The organism is Arthrobacter sp. GW822-FHT05G07 (assembly GCF_058799755.1).
Window position 1 is genome coordinate 153,152 of sequence record NZ_JBXALT010000003.1, and the last position, 15,871, is coordinate 169,022.

At 62.3% G+C, this 15,871-nt stretch carries 14 protein-coding genes; 8 read left to right on the forward strand and 6 right to left on the reverse strand.

Translation table 11 applies throughout. The features are described from left to right. Positions 1 to 48 precede the first annotated feature (48 nt). Together AC1RJY_RS05870 and AC1RJY_RS05875 are read left to right on the forward strand one after the other, a co-directional pair. The gene (locus AC1RJY_RS05870) at positions 49 to 438 is read left to right on the forward strand and encodes a chorismate mutase (RefSeq protein ID WP_014922252.1); all 390 of its coding nucleotides are present in this window, start codon (positions 49 to 51) and stop codon (positions 436 to 438) included. A 3-nt stretch (positions 439 to 441) separates the two neighbouring features. Then, the gene (locus AC1RJY_RS05875) at positions 442 to 1,476 is read left to right on the forward strand and encodes a uroporphyrinogen decarboxylase/cobalamine-independent methonine synthase family protein (RefSeq protein ID WP_498601802.1); all 1,035 of its coding nucleotides are present in this window, start codon (positions 442 to 444) and stop codon (positions 1,474 to 1,476) included. Positions 1,477 to 1,487: 11 nt separating this feature from the next. On the opposite strand, the gene AC1RJY_RS05880 is transcribed toward AC1RJY_RS05875, so the two are convergent. Genes AC1RJY_RS05880 through AC1RJY_RS05905 form a run of 6 tightly spaced genes read right to left on the reverse strand, consistent with a single transcriptional unit; the run spans position 1,488 to position 7,892 of the window. Beyond that, on the reverse strand, positions 1,488 to 2,201 hold the full coding sequence (locus AC1RJY_RS05880; RefSeq protein WP_011775359.1) for a DUF4166 domain-containing protein: 714 nt from the start codon (positions 2,199 to 2,201) through the stop codon (positions 1,488 to 1,490). A gap of 46 nt (positions 2,202 to 2,247) precedes the next feature. Then, entirely contained in the window at positions 2,248 to 3,540 is a 1,293-nt protein-coding gene (locus tag AC1RJY_RS05885) for a DUF58 domain-containing protein (protein WP_498601804.1), read from the reverse strand. 32 nt (positions 3,541 to 3,572) lie between these two features. Further along, complete coding sequence (locus tag AC1RJY_RS05890) at positions 3,573 to 4,703, reverse strand: AAA family ATPase (protein WP_498601806.1); 1,131 nt, start codon at positions 4,701 to 4,703, stop codon at positions 3,573 to 3,575. After that, entirely contained in the window at positions 4,700 to 5,896 is a 1,197-nt protein-coding gene (locus tag AC1RJY_RS05895) for a DUF4350 domain-containing protein (protein WP_498601808.1), read from the reverse strand. Before AC1RJY_RS05895 ends, AC1RJY_RS05890 begins: the two co-directional genes overlap by 4 nt. Then, on the reverse strand, positions 5,893 to 6,582 hold the full coding sequence (locus AC1RJY_RS05900; protein ID WP_498601809.1) for a DUF4129 domain-containing protein: 690 nt from the start codon (positions 6,580 to 6,582) through the stop codon (positions 5,893 to 5,895). Before AC1RJY_RS05900 ends, AC1RJY_RS05895 begins: the two co-directional genes overlap by 4 nt. After that, on the reverse strand, positions 6,579 to 7,892 hold the full coding sequence (locus tag AC1RJY_RS05905; protein WP_498601810.1) for a DUF7847 domain-containing protein: 1,314 nt from the start codon (positions 7,890 to 7,892) through the stop codon (positions 6,579 to 6,581). Before AC1RJY_RS05905 ends, AC1RJY_RS05900 begins: the two co-directional genes overlap by 4 nt. A 223-nt stretch (positions 7,893 to 8,115) precedes the next feature. Here AC1RJY_RS05905 and mtrA point away from each other — a divergent pair, with 223 nt between their 5' ends. From mtrA to AC1RJY_RS05935, 6 genes are all read left to right on the forward strand, one after another. Continuing rightward, entirely contained in the window at positions 8,116 to 8,790 is a 675-nt protein-coding gene (gene mtrA / locus AC1RJY_RS05910) for an MtrAB system response regulator MtrA (protein ID WP_014922244.1), read from the forward strand. Beyond that, a complete protein-coding gene (mtrB, locus tag AC1RJY_RS05915; RefSeq protein ID WP_043470445.1) occupies positions 8,762 to 10,750 on the forward strand; it encodes an MtrAB system histidine kinase MtrB in 1,989 nt (662 codons plus the stop codon). Before mtrA ends, mtrB begins: the two co-directional genes overlap by 29 nt. Before the next feature lie 2 nt (positions 10,751 to 10,752). Next, on the forward strand, positions 10,753 to 12,465 hold the full coding sequence (locus AC1RJY_RS05920) for an LpqB family beta-propeller domain-containing protein (protein ID WP_011775351.1): 1,713 nt from the start codon (positions 10,753 to 10,755) through the stop codon (positions 12,463 to 12,465). 465 nt (positions 12,466 to 12,930) lie between these two features. Next, positions 12,931 to 13,638 (forward strand): ComF family protein, encoded by a 708-nt coding sequence (locus AC1RJY_RS05925; protein ID WP_286139758.1) that lies wholly within the window; start codon positions 12,931 to 12,933, stop codon positions 13,636 to 13,638. 143 nt (positions 13,639 to 13,781) lie between these two features. Further along, complete coding sequence (gene hpf / locus AC1RJY_RS05930; protein ID WP_043470442.1) at positions 13,782 to 14,510, forward strand: ribosome hibernation-promoting factor, HPF/YfiA family; 729 nt, start codon at positions 13,782 to 13,784, stop codon at positions 14,508 to 14,510. A 29-nt stretch (positions 14,511 to 14,539) separates the two neighbouring features. Further along, positions 14,540 to 15,829, forward strand: coding sequence for a winged helix-turn-helix domain-containing protein (locus tag AC1RJY_RS05935; protein ID WP_498601812.1), 1,290 nt, complete (start codon positions 14,540 to 14,542; stop codon positions 15,827 to 15,829). Positions 15,830 to 15,871 lie beyond the last annotated feature (42 nt).

Genomic DNA, 15,871 nt, shown 5'->3' on the forward strand with positions numbered 1-15,871 from the left:
GCAGGTAACACCCGCGACGACACCGCCCCACACCATAGACTGGGGTGCATGACCGAGCAGAACAATGCCCTCCCCGATGACGCCGATTCCTTCAACCCGGCAGCGAGCTCCCTGGCCGGCCAAGTGGACCGTGCCGTCATGGAGGAGCTGCTGTCCATCCGGTCCAGCATCGACAATATTGACGCAACACTGGTCTTCCTCCTCGCCGAGCGGTTCAAGGCCACCCAGAAAGTTGGAATCCTCAAGGCCACCCACAAGCTTCCCGCCGGAGATCCGGGCCGCGAGTCGGCACAGATCGCCCGCCTGCGGCGCCTCGCCGAGGATGCGCACCTTGACCCTGCCTTCGCAGAGAAGTTCCTGAACTTCATCATCAGCGAAGTGATCCGCCACCACGAGGCAATCGCCGAGGATCACCAGACTTCCAGCCAGCAGGCTTGATCCATGACGGAAATGGATAACCTGCGCGCCAGCGCCACGGCACTGGGGCCGTGGCCCGGCAGCGATCCTGCGGAGGGAACCCGCATCATCCGGGGCGAATTGGGGGACCCCCACCTTCCTTTTCTGCCGGAACTGCCTGACCGCGGGGTGGGTTCGGATGCTGTCGGCCGGACCGGCTCCCTGCTGGTCGACCTCGCACTCGACGTCCAACCGCACGGCTGGCGCTTGGTGGACAGGCCCGGAAAGGACGCCCAGCGCGCCCGCTCGGCGTTATCGACGGACATCAACATTCTGGCCGATATCGCTGGTGCCGAGGACGTCTCTGCAACGGGGTTCAAAGTCCAGTTGCTGGGACCCATGAGCCTTGCCGCCAATCTTCACCTGCACAATGGCGAACGGGCACTGTTGGACTATGGTGCACGAAGGGACATCGCGGAGTCCTTGGCCGTCGGCGTCGCAGAACACCTCAGGCGCGTCTCCGCGGCCGTCCCCGGCGCCTATTTGGTGGTTCAGATTGACGAACCGGACATAGCGTCCGTCATGGCCGGGACCATCCCGACGGCCAGTGGCTACAAGACGCTGCGGTCAATATCCGGAGATGAAGTGACAGGTGCCTGGCGGGTGATGATCGACGCGATCAAGGCGGCCGGCGTCGTCGAGACCGTGGTTTCCGTACCGGAGATTGAAGCACCAATCGAGCGGATCCTCGCTGCTGGTGCGGACGGGGTCGCCGTGCCGCTGAAAGCCCTGACGACACGCCAGTGGGAGCAGCTTGCCGCAGCGGTGGAGGACGGAAAACGCGTGTGGGCCGGTGCGCTCTCCACCAGCAACCCGCAGGCGCAACTGCCGCGCACCGCAGAAGTTGTTGAAAGCATCTGGAAGCCGTGGCGTCAGCTTGGTCTTCCGGCGTCCGGACTGGCGGGACTTCGCGTCACCCCCTCGACAGGACTGGCTGACTTCAAGCCTTCAACGGCCAAGGATGTGCTGAAGAAACTTACCCAAGTGGCTGACGGCTTGGACCAGCTGGCCCAGGGCTGACTGCAGGCAAGTCAGATTCTCTTCTCCCAGCGGTCCGGTTCCGCGTAGCGGGGGAGCGTTGTGCCTGGAGCTGCTCCCGGCAAGTACGGTGCCAAGCGGTAGTCGAAGCGCCCTGCATACACAAGAACCAAGCCTATCTGTGGCTGGATGACCTTGACCTGTATGCGGTGCTTGCCTTCGGCGCTGTCCCACCACTGTTCCGCATACGCGCGTGCGTCAAGTGCTGCGGGCAACGGTATGCGCAAGGGTCCAAGGAACAGCCGGCTGTCTCTGGAAACACCCCGAAGCCGGCCCTCCGGGGTAACACTGACATCCAGGTCCGTGACCATCCGGCGGTGCCGGCCCACGTGGTCCACCAAACGGGCATTCTGATCGTCCCGGCCAGGCAGGACGGCGCTCGTCGTATCGTGGAACAGCCGTGTTCCCGAGGGGAAATAGATTTCCCGGCGAGCTGTCAGGGCGGGGCGTCCGAAGGGATCAACATGGGCGTGGTTTTCGATCCGGAAGGGAATGCCCTCACCGTATTCAGGGAAGAAAGCCTCCTCGCTCCCTGTCAGTGCCAGCAATGGCCGCAACCATTTTTGGCGGCACCCCACAACGTCAAAGACCCCTTCACCGATTCCATACGAACCGGAGCCGGCCGCCAACGAAAAATACTCCTGGAGCTCCGGGGCCAGCTTGGTGAAGTCCTGACCGAGTGCAAGGTGGTAGATGGGGGTATTCATGGCGGTCCTTCCTTAGCTGAAACGAAAGTTGCACTAGACCTTGGAACTATAGCCTTCCGGCTGCTTTAAGCCGTATGTAGGCGTCAGCGAGCAAGGGAGGGACCTCATGGGGCTCGGCGTCCACCACTTCGGCGCCGAGTTGCCGGAGTTGCGCCGTCACCGCGGCGCGCTCCAACAGCGCACGTTCGGCGGCGGCTGCACGGAAAACCTGGCTGGCCGTGCTCCTTTCTTCTTTCATGGCAGAAAGCAGCGGATCCCGAACCGACGCCACCACCACAACGTGCTGGCGGGACAATTGGGCCACAGTGGGGAGGAGCCCCTCTTCGGGGGCGCCGCCGTCGAGCGCCGTCAAGAGCACCACCATCGAGCGGTGCGCCGAGACTGCCCGCACCTGTGCCGGAACCTGCTGCCAATCGAGTTCGATCAGTTCAGCTTCCAAAGGGGCCATGGCTTGGACGAGTTGACCCAGCAAATTGCCCTTCGATGCAGATTCAACCCGTGCGCGGAGCCTTCGGTCGTAGGCGAGGAAGTCCACGCGGTCGCCTCCGCGCTCGGCCAGCACGGCGAGCAACAACGCCGCCTCAATTCCGGTATCGAGCCGGGGTTCATCTTCGATTCTGGCGGCCGCTGTGCGTGACGTATCAAGCACGATGACCACACGCCGGTCCCGTTCCGGGCGCCATGTCCGGACCACCACGGACGTCCGCCGCGCGGTGGCGCGCCAGTCTATGGACCGGACATCGTCGCCGCGGACATAGTCGCGCAGGGAGTCGAATTCGGTGCCTGCACCACGAATCTGCACGGCGGCCCTGCCGTCCAGTTCCCTGAGCTTCCGGAGCTTGGACGGGAGATGACGCTTCGAATGGAACGGCGGGAGGACCCGCAGTTGCCCGGGCAGGACACGGGTGCGCTGCCGTGCGGCCACGCCCAAAGGCCCCAGCGATCTTATGGTCACGTGCGGGCTCTTGAGGTCGCCGCGACGACGAGGGACCAGAGTGACGGTCATATGGCGACGCTCGCCAGGCGGGACAACCAAGGACTGTGAAGTGTTGACGGCGCCAGCAGAAGGCTGCCACGTGTCCCGTACCTCGGCCCGCAGCTTGCGCCGCGTGGGGTTGGTCACGGTCACAACGGACTCCACGCTGCCCTCCAGCGTCACGTTTCCAGGCTGCTCGCGTTCCAAGGCAAGCTGCGCCGGTGATGCCGCCACCACAAGATCAAGAACCAGCAAAAGCAGTAGTCCTACGACCACGAACAGGACGGTGCTCCACGCCGGAAAAACCACCAAGGGCACCAAACCCAGAAAGGCCAGCAACACGAAACGACCCGTAATGGCCACTCAGGCCCCCTCGGCCAAGGCCGGACCGCAGATCACCGCGGCACCGGGACGGACGCCAGGATGCTGCCCAGGACGTCGTCCACCTGGATTCCGTCCATCTGGGCTTCCGGCCGCAGGCCCACCCTGTGCCGAAGGCACGGCAACGACAACGCCTTGACATCGTCAGGGGTCACGAACGACCTTCCAGACAACCATGCCCATGCTTTGGAAGTGTTGAGCAGCGCAGTGGCACCACGAGGCGAAACGCCGAGTTGGAAGGAAGGCGCAGACCTCGTGGCACGCACCACGTCAACGATGTACGCGAGGATCTCCGGGGCCACCGCCACTTGCGCTACAGCCTGCTGGGCGTTGGAAAGCTCGACGGCGCCAGCCACCGGCCGTACGCCGGCTGCGGACAGGTTTCGCGGATCAAAGCCGCTGGAGTGGCGGCGGATGACCTCGATTTCCTCGTCCCGACCGGGCAGCGGCATGGTCAGCTTGAGGAGGAACCGGTCCAGTTGTGCCTCCGGCAGGGGATAGGTTCCTTCATACTCCACGGGGTTCTGGGTTGCCGCCACAATGAACGGACTCGGCAGGGGCCGGGACACGCCGTCCACCGAAACCTGACGTTCTTCCATCGCTTCCAGGAGTGAGGCCTGAGTCTTCGGAGGAGTTCGGTTGATCTCATCGGCCAGCATGATGTTGGTGAACACAGGGCCCTCGCGGAACGTGAACTCCGAGGTATGCGAGTCATAGACCAACGATCCCGTGACGTCACCGGGCATGAGGTCCGGAGTGAACTGAACACGCTTGGTGTCCAAGCTCAGAGCGGTAGACAAAGCCCTGACCAGGAGGGTCTTGGCCACGCCGGGAACACCCTCCAGGAGAACATGCCCGCCGCAGAGCAGGGCAATCAGCATGCCCGTTACGGTGGGGTCCTGGCCCACTACGGCTTTGCCCACCTCGGTCCTGACATTCAGCAGCGACTGCCGTGCCGGGTCTTCCCCGGGATGACGCTGCCCATTTTCCGGATGCCCGACGGCCTGGGGTGCTCCTTGCTGCGGAGTTCCTTGCTGGGCCGCATCTCGCTGGGCCGCATCTTGCTGCAAGGCGTCGGGCGGGGGCGTCGTACCGCCCGCGTAATGGGCATTGCTGTTGGTGTAGCTGTTCGGCTGGCTGTTCATCGGGCGGTCGCTTCCTGTTCGAGTCGTTCGATTTGTTGTGCCCACTGCACCAGTTGTCCTTCGCTTTGCGGCCTGAAGTCGATCAGGACGGACCGCACTTCCGTGGCTGCCAGCGCCACATGGCGGGCTGTTGCGTCCAGTATTGCTTCGGTGGTGGCGTCGGCTCCGAGATTGAAGTGCCGGGCCAACCGTGACAGGGTGCCGGCCCTCAGGTTCTCGGCGGCCCGCCCCACGGCCCGTGAATCCTGGTAAAGGCGTGCCCGGCCTTCTGCTGTTTCGGCGGCTTTGACCACCACGGGCAGCGGCTCGAAAACCAGTGGGCCCATACGCCGGCCACGCCATGCGATGGCCAGCAGGGCTACCAAGCCCAGCCATGGCCCCGCGAATGCCAGCCAGCGCGGTGCGAGCTCGTTTAGCGTGGGGTTCGAATCGGTGGCGGAGATGTCTCCGAGGCCCGGGATGTACCACACGAGGTCCGCGCTGGTTCCCAACGTACGAAGGGCGAGGGCGGCATTCCCCTCTGTGGCGAGGTGTTGATTGTCCATCAGTTCCCTGCTGCCCAGGACGACTATCCGCCCATCGGCTGATGCTGCATACAACCCGGGCCCGTCCTCGCGGATGGCGTAGCAAACCACGCTCCCGGAAAAGACGGAGCCCTGTGCAGACACCCGGCCCGCTGCCTTGGCGTCTTCCTGGTCACAGCCGGGTTCCGTGACCTGTGTTCCTTCCGGAACTACCCCGCCAGGTCCGAACCCTCGATCCAGGCCGTTGAGGGTCCTGAGCCGTGGAGCAACCACCACAACACGATCTGCTGCTGCCGTGATCTCCCCCAGCTGTGAGTGGTCAAGGAAACCCTGTGCGTCATAAAGGAGGACTGTGGATTCTTCCTTGGCTGCCAACGCCTCCAAGGTGTCCTCGAATGTATCTGTCGGAGTGACGGATACGCCGTGGCGTCCCAGGATTTGGGCTACGGCCATGGCCCCGTCCGGTGCTGGGTTCCGCGCGGACAACCGACGGGAATCTGTTGCGCCGGAGACACTGTTGATGGCCAGGAAAGTCACTAAGCCGGCAAGCAGGGTGCCGAGGGCAATCCATACGAGGTGTTTCCGAAACCAGGTTGTGAAACCGCGTCCCGTGGAAAGTCCTTCGGAAGCAGAGTGGTCCGGGGTTTTCCGGTCTATCGTCGTTGTCATCGGGGTACCGCAAATCCGGCGTGGGCTTGTCCGGCGAAGTCGGGCTTTAACGCAAGAAGGTCGGCATCCAGCATGCGGACGGACTCGTAGTCTGCCCGCGTTGCGGCCTGTTCGCCGTACCGCACGGCGTCGAAAACACGGGCAGCGGTAAGCAGCCTGACTTGGGCTGTACCGAAAACACGCCCCAGTTGATCGGCGGCCTCGTCTGCGGTCCTGCCGGCCCGAGCGTCAATGATGTCCCGTTCTTCGGCCGATCGGACAAGAGCGCGAAACTGATCGACGACGGCGGCTGGCCAGTTGCCGCCGTCGGCTGCAGTTGCAGCCTTCCTCCTGTAGCCCTCGGCGTCGACAGCTTTGTCCTCGCCGTAAAGGTCCCCGGGCGCTTTTGCCCTCCGGGCGTTCAGTCTGGGCCGAACGATGACGATGGCCGCGACGATGAGCACCACGGCCAGGACCACCATCAACGGAACGGCGATGTTGGGCCCGCCTGCTCCATCACCTTCCAAAGATGCCAGCCAATCCAGGACATCACGCCACACCTGGTCCAACCAGCCGGGAGTCGCGTCGGGATATCGGGGGTTGGACAGTTCCTCAGCGGCCCATCGGCGCGCTTCGTCGCGGTCCGGTGTCACAGGCGGTTCCATCAAAGCCGGCGATGCGAAAACGTCGTTTGCGGCTACCTTCATGCCGGAGGATGCTGCCCGGGGGGAGCGGACGGAAACTGCCCGCCGTTCGGTGGCCAGGCTGCCTTTCCGGGCAAGGTGGACGGCCCGCCGGGTATTCCGTCCGGATCGGAACCTGTTTCCATCAGCCGCATCAATTCAACGTCCAGGCCGTCACGACGCATTCGAAGGTCCATGTAGATCAGGCTCGAAACGGACGCTTGAAACGCAAACGTCACGGACCCCACCAAGGCCCCGATCGCCGTCGAGATCACAGTGGTCAGAACCAACGTGGACATCATCGAGTCGGGATCAGGGTGGGGAGCTACTACCGAACCGATGGCCGCGGAGGCCAAGGACACAGGAATTTGGACAATCTGGGCGATGATTCCCACCATGATGGCAACCACCAGCGTGATGCCGAAGATGCGCCACCAATTGTTCTTGGTCAAACGCCAGGATCGGAGCAAACCATCGTAAACGCCGGTCTGCTCCACCACTATGGCGGCAGGGGCCAGCATCAACTTCAGGCCGATCCAAACAAAGACCACAACTGACCCCAGTCCCAGGGGCAGGACGAACAGCAGCGCGGCAGGGCCCATGGCAGTGAACAACAAGATCGCAATCCCGATCACCGCGGCAGCGGCCAGCAGGCCGCCCAGCGTCAGCAGCGCGGCAACGCCAAGGAGCGGAAGGATCCTGGGGCCCGCAAGCTTCCACATTTGTTTGAAGCCCGTCCGACGGTTGAGAACCGAACGGGAGACCGGCACAACCAGAACCCCCTGGAGAACTGATCCCAGGAAACCGACCAGCACGGAAACGCCCAGGGTGCCCGCCATGAAGGCGAAGAAGGGGCCCATCGCATCGGCGAACTCTGCCTCTGAACTGACGGATTCAAGAGACATGGACAACTGGAACATCCCCACCGTGACGATCCCGATGAAGAAGGCTCCGATGGCTTGCACTATCAGCGCAGAGCCAAACATGGAGGCGGCATTGCGGCGGATCGTCTGGAAGGAGCCGTCCAGAATCTCGCCGAACTGCAGCGGACGCAGGGGAATGACTCCAGGCTTTGGGGGAGCGACATAGAGGGGCTGTCCGTAAGGCGGCCCTGGCGGCCATCCCGGAGCACCTTGGCCCGGCCGGTTTTGCCCGCCATCCGGCGGGGCGGTCCATCCCGGGGGCCCACCCCACTGTGGTTGATTTCCCCACTGTGGTTGGTTGCCCCACTGTGGTTGGTTGCCCCACTGTGGTTGGTTGCCCCACTGTGGTTGGTTGCCCCACGCCGGCTGACCGCCCGGCGGCGGATTCTGGCCGTGCTCTGGTTGTGACACGTTTTCCTCCCCAAGAGATCCGGCCCGCCGACTCCCGACGTCCCCCACACGGACCTTCGCCACCAGCCTATAGTCCCGCCGTCGTCCCTCATAGCCTGCCGCCCGGGCTGCCCTCCCTGGGCGCGGTAACGGCAAGGTGCAGTACGGTGGAAGAGCCTTGGGACGCCATGCCGTGCGCCGCGTCCAACGGGACAAAGACTTGGTGATAAGGGAATATATAACTATGAAGGCACGCATTCTGGTAGTTGACGACGACGAAGCACTCGCAGAGATGATTGGCATCGTCCTGCGTAATGACGGCTTCGAGCCAGTGTTCTGCGCAGACGGCGGCCAAGCCTTGGAGGTCTTCCGCTCCTCGAAGCCGGACCTTGTGCTGCTGGACTTGATGCTGCCGGGATCGGACGGGATCGAGGTCTGCCGGCAGATCCGTGGCGAGTCGGACGTCCCTATCGTCATGCTCACTGCCAAGTCGGATACTTCGGATGTTGTTCGCGGCCTGGAATCCGGCGCCGACGATTATGTGCCCAAGCCCTTCAAACCCGCTGAACTTGTAGCGCGCGTGCGTGCGCGGTTGCGGCCGGGCGATCAGAAGGCCCCCGAAACCCTGCGCATCGCAGACGTGACCATCGACGTGGCAGGCCACCTGGTGACCCGGGGCGGCGAGCGCATCTCGCTGACGCCACTTGAGTTTGATCTCCTGGTTGCGCTGGCGCGCAAGCCTTGGCAAGTGTTCACACGCGAACTGCTCCTCGAGCAGGTGTGGGGATATCGCCACGCTGCGGACACGCGGCTGGTCAATGTCCATGTCCAGCGGTTGCGCTCCAAGATTGAACGCGATCCGGAAGCGCCCGAGGTCGTTTTGACGGTGCGTGGTGTCGGATATAAAGCAGGTTCCTGAGTCCCCGGTCGGCAAGACCGGCGCGACAGGCGGGGACCCTGGTCCCAAGACCCCCGATTCGGCCGGTGTCCACCACGTGACCCCGGCAGAGTCAAAGTCTCCTGAAGCGTCCCTTGAGTCATCCGAAACGTCCCCTGAGCAGACCGCCAAAGAGGTCAGAAACCTTTCGTGGCTCCTGTCGCGGCTGCGGATCTGGAGACGGCGCGGCCTGATTCTGGTTCTTCGTGTTTCGCGGCTCGTGGCCATTGGCGTGCGCCAGATCAGGCCGGGGCTGCGGTTCGTTTGGCGTTCGTTGTTGCGGCGCTGGCGCCGATCCCTGGAGTTCCGTACGGTCCTGACCACGTTGCTGCTCGCCGTGACTTCGTTCGCGATTGTGGGCGCATACTTGTCCAACCAAATCGCCAACAACCTCTTCCAGGAGCGGCTGACACAGGCGGAGTCCGAATCGCGCTTTAACGTCAAGCAGGTCCAGGACACGTTCGACGGCGCCCAGGTCACCGACCAGTCGAGCGTCATCACCCTTGTTTATGACACCTTGACCGCAGTGGAGGGCCGGGGGTCGGTCATCCAGCGCAGATATGTCTTCGAAGCCGCGCCGGAACAAACCAAACCACGTAACCGCTGGGTTGAGTCGCGTGCTTCGGACCAGCTGACGGTTCGCGTTATTCCCCCGGAGCTGCGTAAGGCCGTTCAAACCGGCGGCAAGCAGCAGTTCTGGGCCTCCACACAGTTCCCGGTGGGAAATGAGGACAGGCCCGGCATCGCGGTGGGAAATATGGTCACCTTCAACGGAACGGCCTACGAGCTTTACCTGATCTACGACCTCAACACTGCCCAGCAAACACTGGATGAGATCCAGAACGTCCTGTGGGCAGGCGGTGCTGCCCTCGTCCTCATGATCGGTGCCATTGCCTGGTACGTGACCCGTAACGTCGTCAGTCCCGTAAGCCACGCGGCCGTCGTGTCGGAAAAGCTCGCGGCCGGCCAACTGCAGGAACGCATGGTGGTCAAGGGAGAAGACGAAGTCGCAAGATTGGGCGCGTCCTTCAACCACATGGCCGCCAGCCTCCAGGAACAGATCACTCAGTTGGCCACGTTGTCGCAAATGCAACAACGCTTTGTCTCTGACGTGTCCCATGAACTGCGTACCCCGCTCACCACCGTACGCATGGCGGCCGAGGTCCTGTTCGATGCTCGGGAAGATTTTGATCCCATGAACAAGAGATCGGCGGAGCTGCTCTACCACCAGGTTGAGCGCTTTCAGTCGTTGCTCTCGGACCTGCTCGAGATTTCGCGGTTTGACGCCGGTGCAGCCGTCCTCGATGCAGAGCCACAAGACATCTTCCAGGTGATTTCTCACGTTATGGAAGGTGCGGCACCAGTGGCCGCGGAGTACGGTTCGGAAGTCCGGCTGAACGCCCGGCAGAAGAGCATCATCGTGGAGATGGACTCCCGCAGGATCGACCGCATCCTCCGCAATCTGCTGCTTAATGCGCTCGAACATGGTGAAGGCAAACCGATCCATATATCCGTTGCGGCCAACCACGATGCTGTGGCGGTGTCAGTAAGGGACCATGGCATCGGGATGACCCAGGCTGAGGCCGCCAGAGTCTTCGACCGCTTCTGGAGGGCAGATCCTGCAAGGGCCCGGACCACCGGAGGAAGCGGCTTGGGCCTTTCCATCGCAGCCGAGGACACCAAGCTTCACAACGGTTGGCTTCAGGCGTGGGGCCGAAAGGGGGCCGGGTCCAACTTCCGGTTGACGCTTCCGCTGCGGCAAGGAGACATCATTGCGAAGTCCCCGCTTCAACTGGAGCCTGCGGACATTGGATTCCCCGGGTCGGCAAGCGAACGGCAGATGCTGGTACTGGGCCCGGATTCCAGCGGGGCTCCCCAGCCGCCTCAAACCGTCGGCGGGAAGCCCGCGCCAGACGATGGAGTAGCAGGGGAGATGTCGTGAGAATGCTGCGTCCCGGCCGCGCGAGGGCAATCGTCGCGCTGTTGGTCATGCTGATGGTCATGCTGGCGTCCTGCGCGCAGATTCCCCGCTCCGGGCCCGTTGGCAAGAGCAAGGACGAAGGCGCCGGCAATCCCAACGCACCGGTCTTTTTTCCCGCTGCTCCGCGAGCCGGTTCCAGTCCGGAGACTGTGATCGAAGATTTCTACATGGCTGGCAGCGGCTACGAGGACGACTACCCCGTAGCACGTCAGTACCTGACACAAGCGCAATCAGTAACCTGGAAGCCTGACAAACGGGCCATCGTTTTCCGCGAGGCGCAAGTAGTCAAAGCAGCAGGGGAGAACGAATACCTCTACGAACTCGACCTCGCATATTCGGTGGATGCTGACGGCGTCGCAACCCAGTTCCCACCGGGGACCAAGGAAACCATTCCCGTGACGCTTGAGCAGGTCGAGGGAGAATGGCGAATCTCCAAGGTGCCTGATGGCACGGCCATTCCGGAGGAGACGTTCAAAGTCATCTACGGGGCAAATCCCATCTACTTCTATGACCCCACCTTCACCTATGCAGTGCCGGACTACCGTTGGTTCATCAAAAAGAACACGGTCAAATCCATGACCAGCGCCCTTCTTGCCGGCCCGGCACCTTATTTGCGGGGGGCTGTGGTGAGTGCATTCCCATCCGGGATGAAGCTCGCCAGGGAATCCGTTCCGGTGGTCTCCGGTGCGGCGCAGGTGGATCTCTCCGCCAAGGAACTGTTTGACGCCTCTGCGGAAGACCGCCAGAGGATGCAAAACCAGTTGGCGCTGACCTTCCGCAACCAGCCCGATGTCATCAACGTTCAACTTCGTGCGGACCAGGATCTGGTACGCGTGGAAGACAACGGCACAGTGTTGCCGCCTGTGCTGGACAAGTCGGTTCCTGCCCGCCAGATTGCAGTAAACAACGGAGACCTGGTGCGTTATGAGAACAACAGGGTCACCCCACTGCCGGACATTCAGTCGGTTGCCGGTCTCGGACCGCACTCGCCAGCAGAGTCGCCGGTGTCCCAGACGGCTGCCTTCCTTAACGGCGACAAGACCACTCTCTACTCCATTGAACCGGGGCAGCCGGCGCGACAACTCACCACCAGAACGACGCTTACCGGTCCTTCGTTCAGCCCCAACGACTGGGTGTGGACGGCGGGCCCTGGTGCCACCGGGGCCGCAGAGGTTGTGGCCTACAAGCCCACAGGCTCAGCCCCGGGTGCCGGGATTCCCAGCGTCACCATGACCCCGGCCTGGCTCACAGGACGAACAGTCAAGGACTTCAGGGTCTCCCGGGAGGGCACCCGAGCCCTGGTCATTTCCGAGGCGAACGGTAAGTCCGCCGTGCAGGTTACGGGCATAGTCCGGAACCCCGACGGAGTGCCTAAGGACCTCACCGTCCCCATCACCTTGCTCAGCAACAGCGCTGCTGATCAAGGCGCCTGGGTCAACGGCTCCACGGTGGCTGTGATGTCCGGTTCGGCCACGTCAACGGTGGTACCGGAGTTGCTGTCCTTGGAATCGGGTGAGCCGCAGCAATTGGCCCCGTGGGACGGGTTGACCAGCATTAGCGTCGGAAACGGAGCTGAGCAAATCTACGGACAGTCGGATGCCGGGATCTTCCAACGTGTCGGAAACGGCTGGGAGCTTCAGCTAAAAGGCCCAACAGAACCGGCTTTCCCGGGCTGACCTCTCCCGCAGCCGTTCTACCTACCAGTCCGTGCGCGTTGTTCGCAAGCGCGTTTATCCACATAGCGTGCAGCGTGCCTTTTGCCGGGATTGGCGCGCGGTCAAGCTGTGAGGGTGACTTTTTCCATACGTGGCACCTACTCTTCGCCAGGCCTATTTTCCTTACTGGGCTTATTTTGCTTGCCGGGCTCGTGGTTCCGTACATGGCAGGGTCGGCAATACTTCGACCCCGATCTACATCCCCCTGAACCTGTCGGGGCACGTCGTCGTGGACCGGATCAACACGTAACGGGCCGGGTCATCGTCGCATTGCAGGGCGCAGTAACTGACCTCCTGGGTGTGTTGGTTCCTGTCGACTGTGTCTGCTGTGAGAAGGAAGACGCGGTACTTTGCGGCAGTTGCGCAAAGAAGGTCCGTCAGTTGTGCAGGCAACCCTTTCGGGCCGAGCAGGAGTCGCGCGCGTTGGTGGATGTCGACGGAACGGCGAAGATCGGGGTGGTAGCAGCAGGGCCGTACAGGGATGAGTTGGCGCGGTGCCTGCTCTCCTTCAAGCACCATGGTCAATGGCGCCTTGCGGCTGTTCTGGCTTCCTGCCTTAGCAAGGCCGTGGAGACCGCCATAGGTGGCCGGTCAGGCTACTGCCTTGTCCCCGTTCCCACCAGCAGTAAGGCATACCGAAGGCGTGGATTCAGCCCGGTGCACCTTCTGCTCTTCTTCATGAGCGTTCGCCGGATGCTGCCCCATTGCCCAATCCTTGACGTGCTGGAGAAAACTGGCGAGTCACCGTGGTTTATGGCCAACCCGCGAGTTGTCCGAGAAGCGGGCGCCTGGCTCGTTGACGAGGTGCCGGGCCATGAGCCTGCTGAACACGGAGGCCAAAAGGGCCTTGGAAGAGGTGAACGCGCTCGTCGTGTGCGGGGATCCATGAGGGTAGTGCGACGACGGAGCGAAGAGCTGCGCGGCAAGAGGTGCATCCTCGTCGACGATGTCCTCACTACGGGGGCCACCCTGGCCGAGGCAGCACGGGCGGTCACTGCGGCCGGCGGTGTGGTCTCCGGAGCTGTTGTGCTCGCGGCCACGAGGCCACCAGCCTACGCTTACACTGCCGCCAAGGACGACCCCCATGCAGTCATTAAGACTCAATCAAAAAATAAGTGGCTAAAGGATGAATAACGGGTGGCGATGAACTAACGTCGGTTGTGGGTACCAAGAACAGATGTACCTGTCGATAGCGGCTCGGAAAGGGGCTCGACTGTCCGTCAGACAAGCCCCCAACAGCGCCGTTGTCGTGTCACCTGAGTTATTTGGAGGGCACCATGGAGTTCATGATCAGCGGACGAAATCTGACAGTTTCTGACCGCTTTCGCGAATATGCCGGCGAAAAAATCTCAAAGATTGAATCGCTGGGGGATAAGGTCCAGCGGGTTGACGCAAAGGTTTCCAAGGAAACCAATCCCAGGCAGACGCCTGGCGAACTCACCGTAGAAGTGACAGTCCTGGGCCGAGGCCCCGTTATCCGTGCCGAGGCCACAGCCGCTGACAAGTTTGCTGCCTTCGATCTCGCGTACAACAAGTTGCTTGAGAGGCTTCGTCGCGCGAAGGACCGCAAGAAGGTGCACCACGGCCGCCACACACCGAAGGCCGTGAGGGAAGCTACGGCAACACTTGAGCCAGCCAGTGCGAGTGAGCCGCTTTACGTAGAGGCAAGCAACCATCAGGAGTCCGCGCCGCCGGTAGACGAGCGGTCACCGTACGACATCGAGAACGACATTCCGGCAGGCGATTCACCCGTCCTGATCCGCCGGAAAGTTTTCCCGGCGGCATCGCTGACCCTCGATGACGCCGTGGACAACATGGAGCTCGTCGGACACAACTTCTACCTGTTCCTGGACAAGGAAACCAACGCGCCATCGGTTGTTTACAGGCGCAGTGGCTGGACTTATGGTGTGATCACCCTGGACTCCACGTGCGAGCCCGGCGAGGAAGCCGTGGAAGAAAAAATCCACGCCTACCGCTCTGATGATCAGGCCGCCACAGCCAAGTAAAGCCTCTCTATAAGCACGAAGGGACTTCAATGACCGCTTCGCTGAGCCTGTCACAGGCGCGGCGGATCGCATTGGCAGCTCAAGGTCTGGCAAAGGTCCGGCCCACCGGCCCCGTGACGTCACGGACGGTGGGCCGGACCTTTGCCCGGCTCCAGCTTGTCCAGATCGATTCGGTGAACGTGGTGGCACGAAGCCATTACCTTCCGTTCTTTTCCCGGCTGGGAGATTACGATCCCCTCATCCTTCAATCGATGGCTGGCCGGAAACCACGCAAAATGATGGAGTACTGGGCACACGAGGCGAGCTTTATCCGCCCGGAGCACTTCCAGGACCTGCGCGTATGGCAGAAGCGGTCGTGGGTGGGAGCCCACGGCCTGGATCCGACCGTACGTCAGGACATGGAGGACCGTATCCTGATGGCTCTCACCACAGGACGCCCGATGACTGCATCCGAACTGACGGCAAGGCTCGGACACGACGAAGACTCCGAACGGGACAACTGGGGCTGGAACTGGAACATCGTTAAGCGCGTGTTGGAGCACCTCTTTGAAGAAGGTCGGATATCCGCTGCCTCGCGGACGTCGCAATTCGAACGAAAGTACACCCTCACCTCGCGGGTTATTGCAGACACCAATCCGACCGAAGTCGACGCTGAAGCGTCCCTTGACCGCCTGATGGACGCAGCCGCCCAAGCCCACGGCATTGGCACGGTAAGGTGCTTCTCCGACTACTTTCGAACACCGCTTAAAGCAGGTGCGGATTCGGTACAACGTTTGGTCCGTGCAGGCCGCCTTGAACCCGTTGTGGTTCGCGGCTGGGACAGGGATATCTATAAACATGTTGACGCCGAACTGCCACGAAAGGCAGCTGGCCGGGCGCTGCTGAGTCCCTTCGATTCGCTGGTTTTCGAAAGGCGGCGGCTTGAGGAGCTGTTCGGATTCCACTACCGGATTGAGATCTACACCCCCGCCGCCAAGCGACGTTTCGGCTACTATGTTCTGCCGTTCCTGCTGAGAGAGGCCATTGTTGCCAGAGTGGACTTGAAAGCCGACCGGGCCACCGGTCAGCTCTTGGTGCGCGCCGCTTTTGCTGAGATGACTGCACCCGCGGATACCGCCGTCGAACTTGCCGCGGAACTGAGACTCATGGCTACGTGGCTCGGCCTCCAGGAAGTGGTGGTGTGGCCGGTAGGGGATCTTGCCGAAGCGCTTTCCGAGGCCGTGGCAAGGGGTGGCAGTGCCCCGGCACAACACCCCCATCCGGGCAGTCCGCTCAGAGTGGAACCCGGCAACGTGGCGCTGGTCTCTCCCGTAGACTGAAACAGCCAGAATTCGGCAGCATGAGACTGGGAGCAATTTCAC

Coding starts and splice junctions, on each gene's coding strand:
- AC1RJY_RS05870 (WP_014922252.1), top strand. CDS start 49: ATGACCGAGCAGAACAATGCCCTCCCCGATGACGCCGATTCCTTCAAC.
- AC1RJY_RS05875 (WP_498601802.1), top strand. CDS start 442: ATGACGGAAATGGATAACCTGCGCGCCAGCGCCACGGCACTGGGGCCG.
- AC1RJY_RS05880 (WP_011775359.1), bottom strand. CDS start 2,201: ATGAATACCCCCATCTACCACCTTGCACTCGGTCAGGACTTCACCAAG.
- AC1RJY_RS05890 (WP_498601806.1), bottom strand. CDS start 4,703: ATGAACAGCCAGCCGAACAGCTACACCAACAGCAATGCCCATTACGCG.
- AC1RJY_RS05895 (WP_498601808.1), bottom strand. CDS start 5,896: ATGACAACGACGATAGACCGGAAAACCCCGGACCACTCTGCTTCCGAA.
- AC1RJY_RS05900 (WP_498601809.1), bottom strand. CDS start 6,582: ATGAAGGTAGCCGCAAACGACGTTTTCGCATCGCCGGCTTTGATGGAA.
- mtrA (WP_014922244.1), top strand. CDS start 8,116: ATGAAGGCACGCATTCTGGTAGTTGACGACGACGAAGCACTCGCAGAG.
- AC1RJY_RS05920 (WP_011775351.1), top strand. CDS start 10,753: ATGCTGCGTCCCGGCCGCGCGAGGGCAATCGTCGCGCTGTTGGTCATG.
- hpf (WP_043470442.1), top strand. CDS start 13,782: ATGGAGTTCATGATCAGCGGACGAAATCTGACAGTTTCTGACCGCTTT.
- AC1RJY_RS05935 (WP_498601812.1), top strand. CDS start 14,540: ATGACCGCTTCGCTGAGCCTGTCACAGGCGCGGCGGATCGCATTGGCA.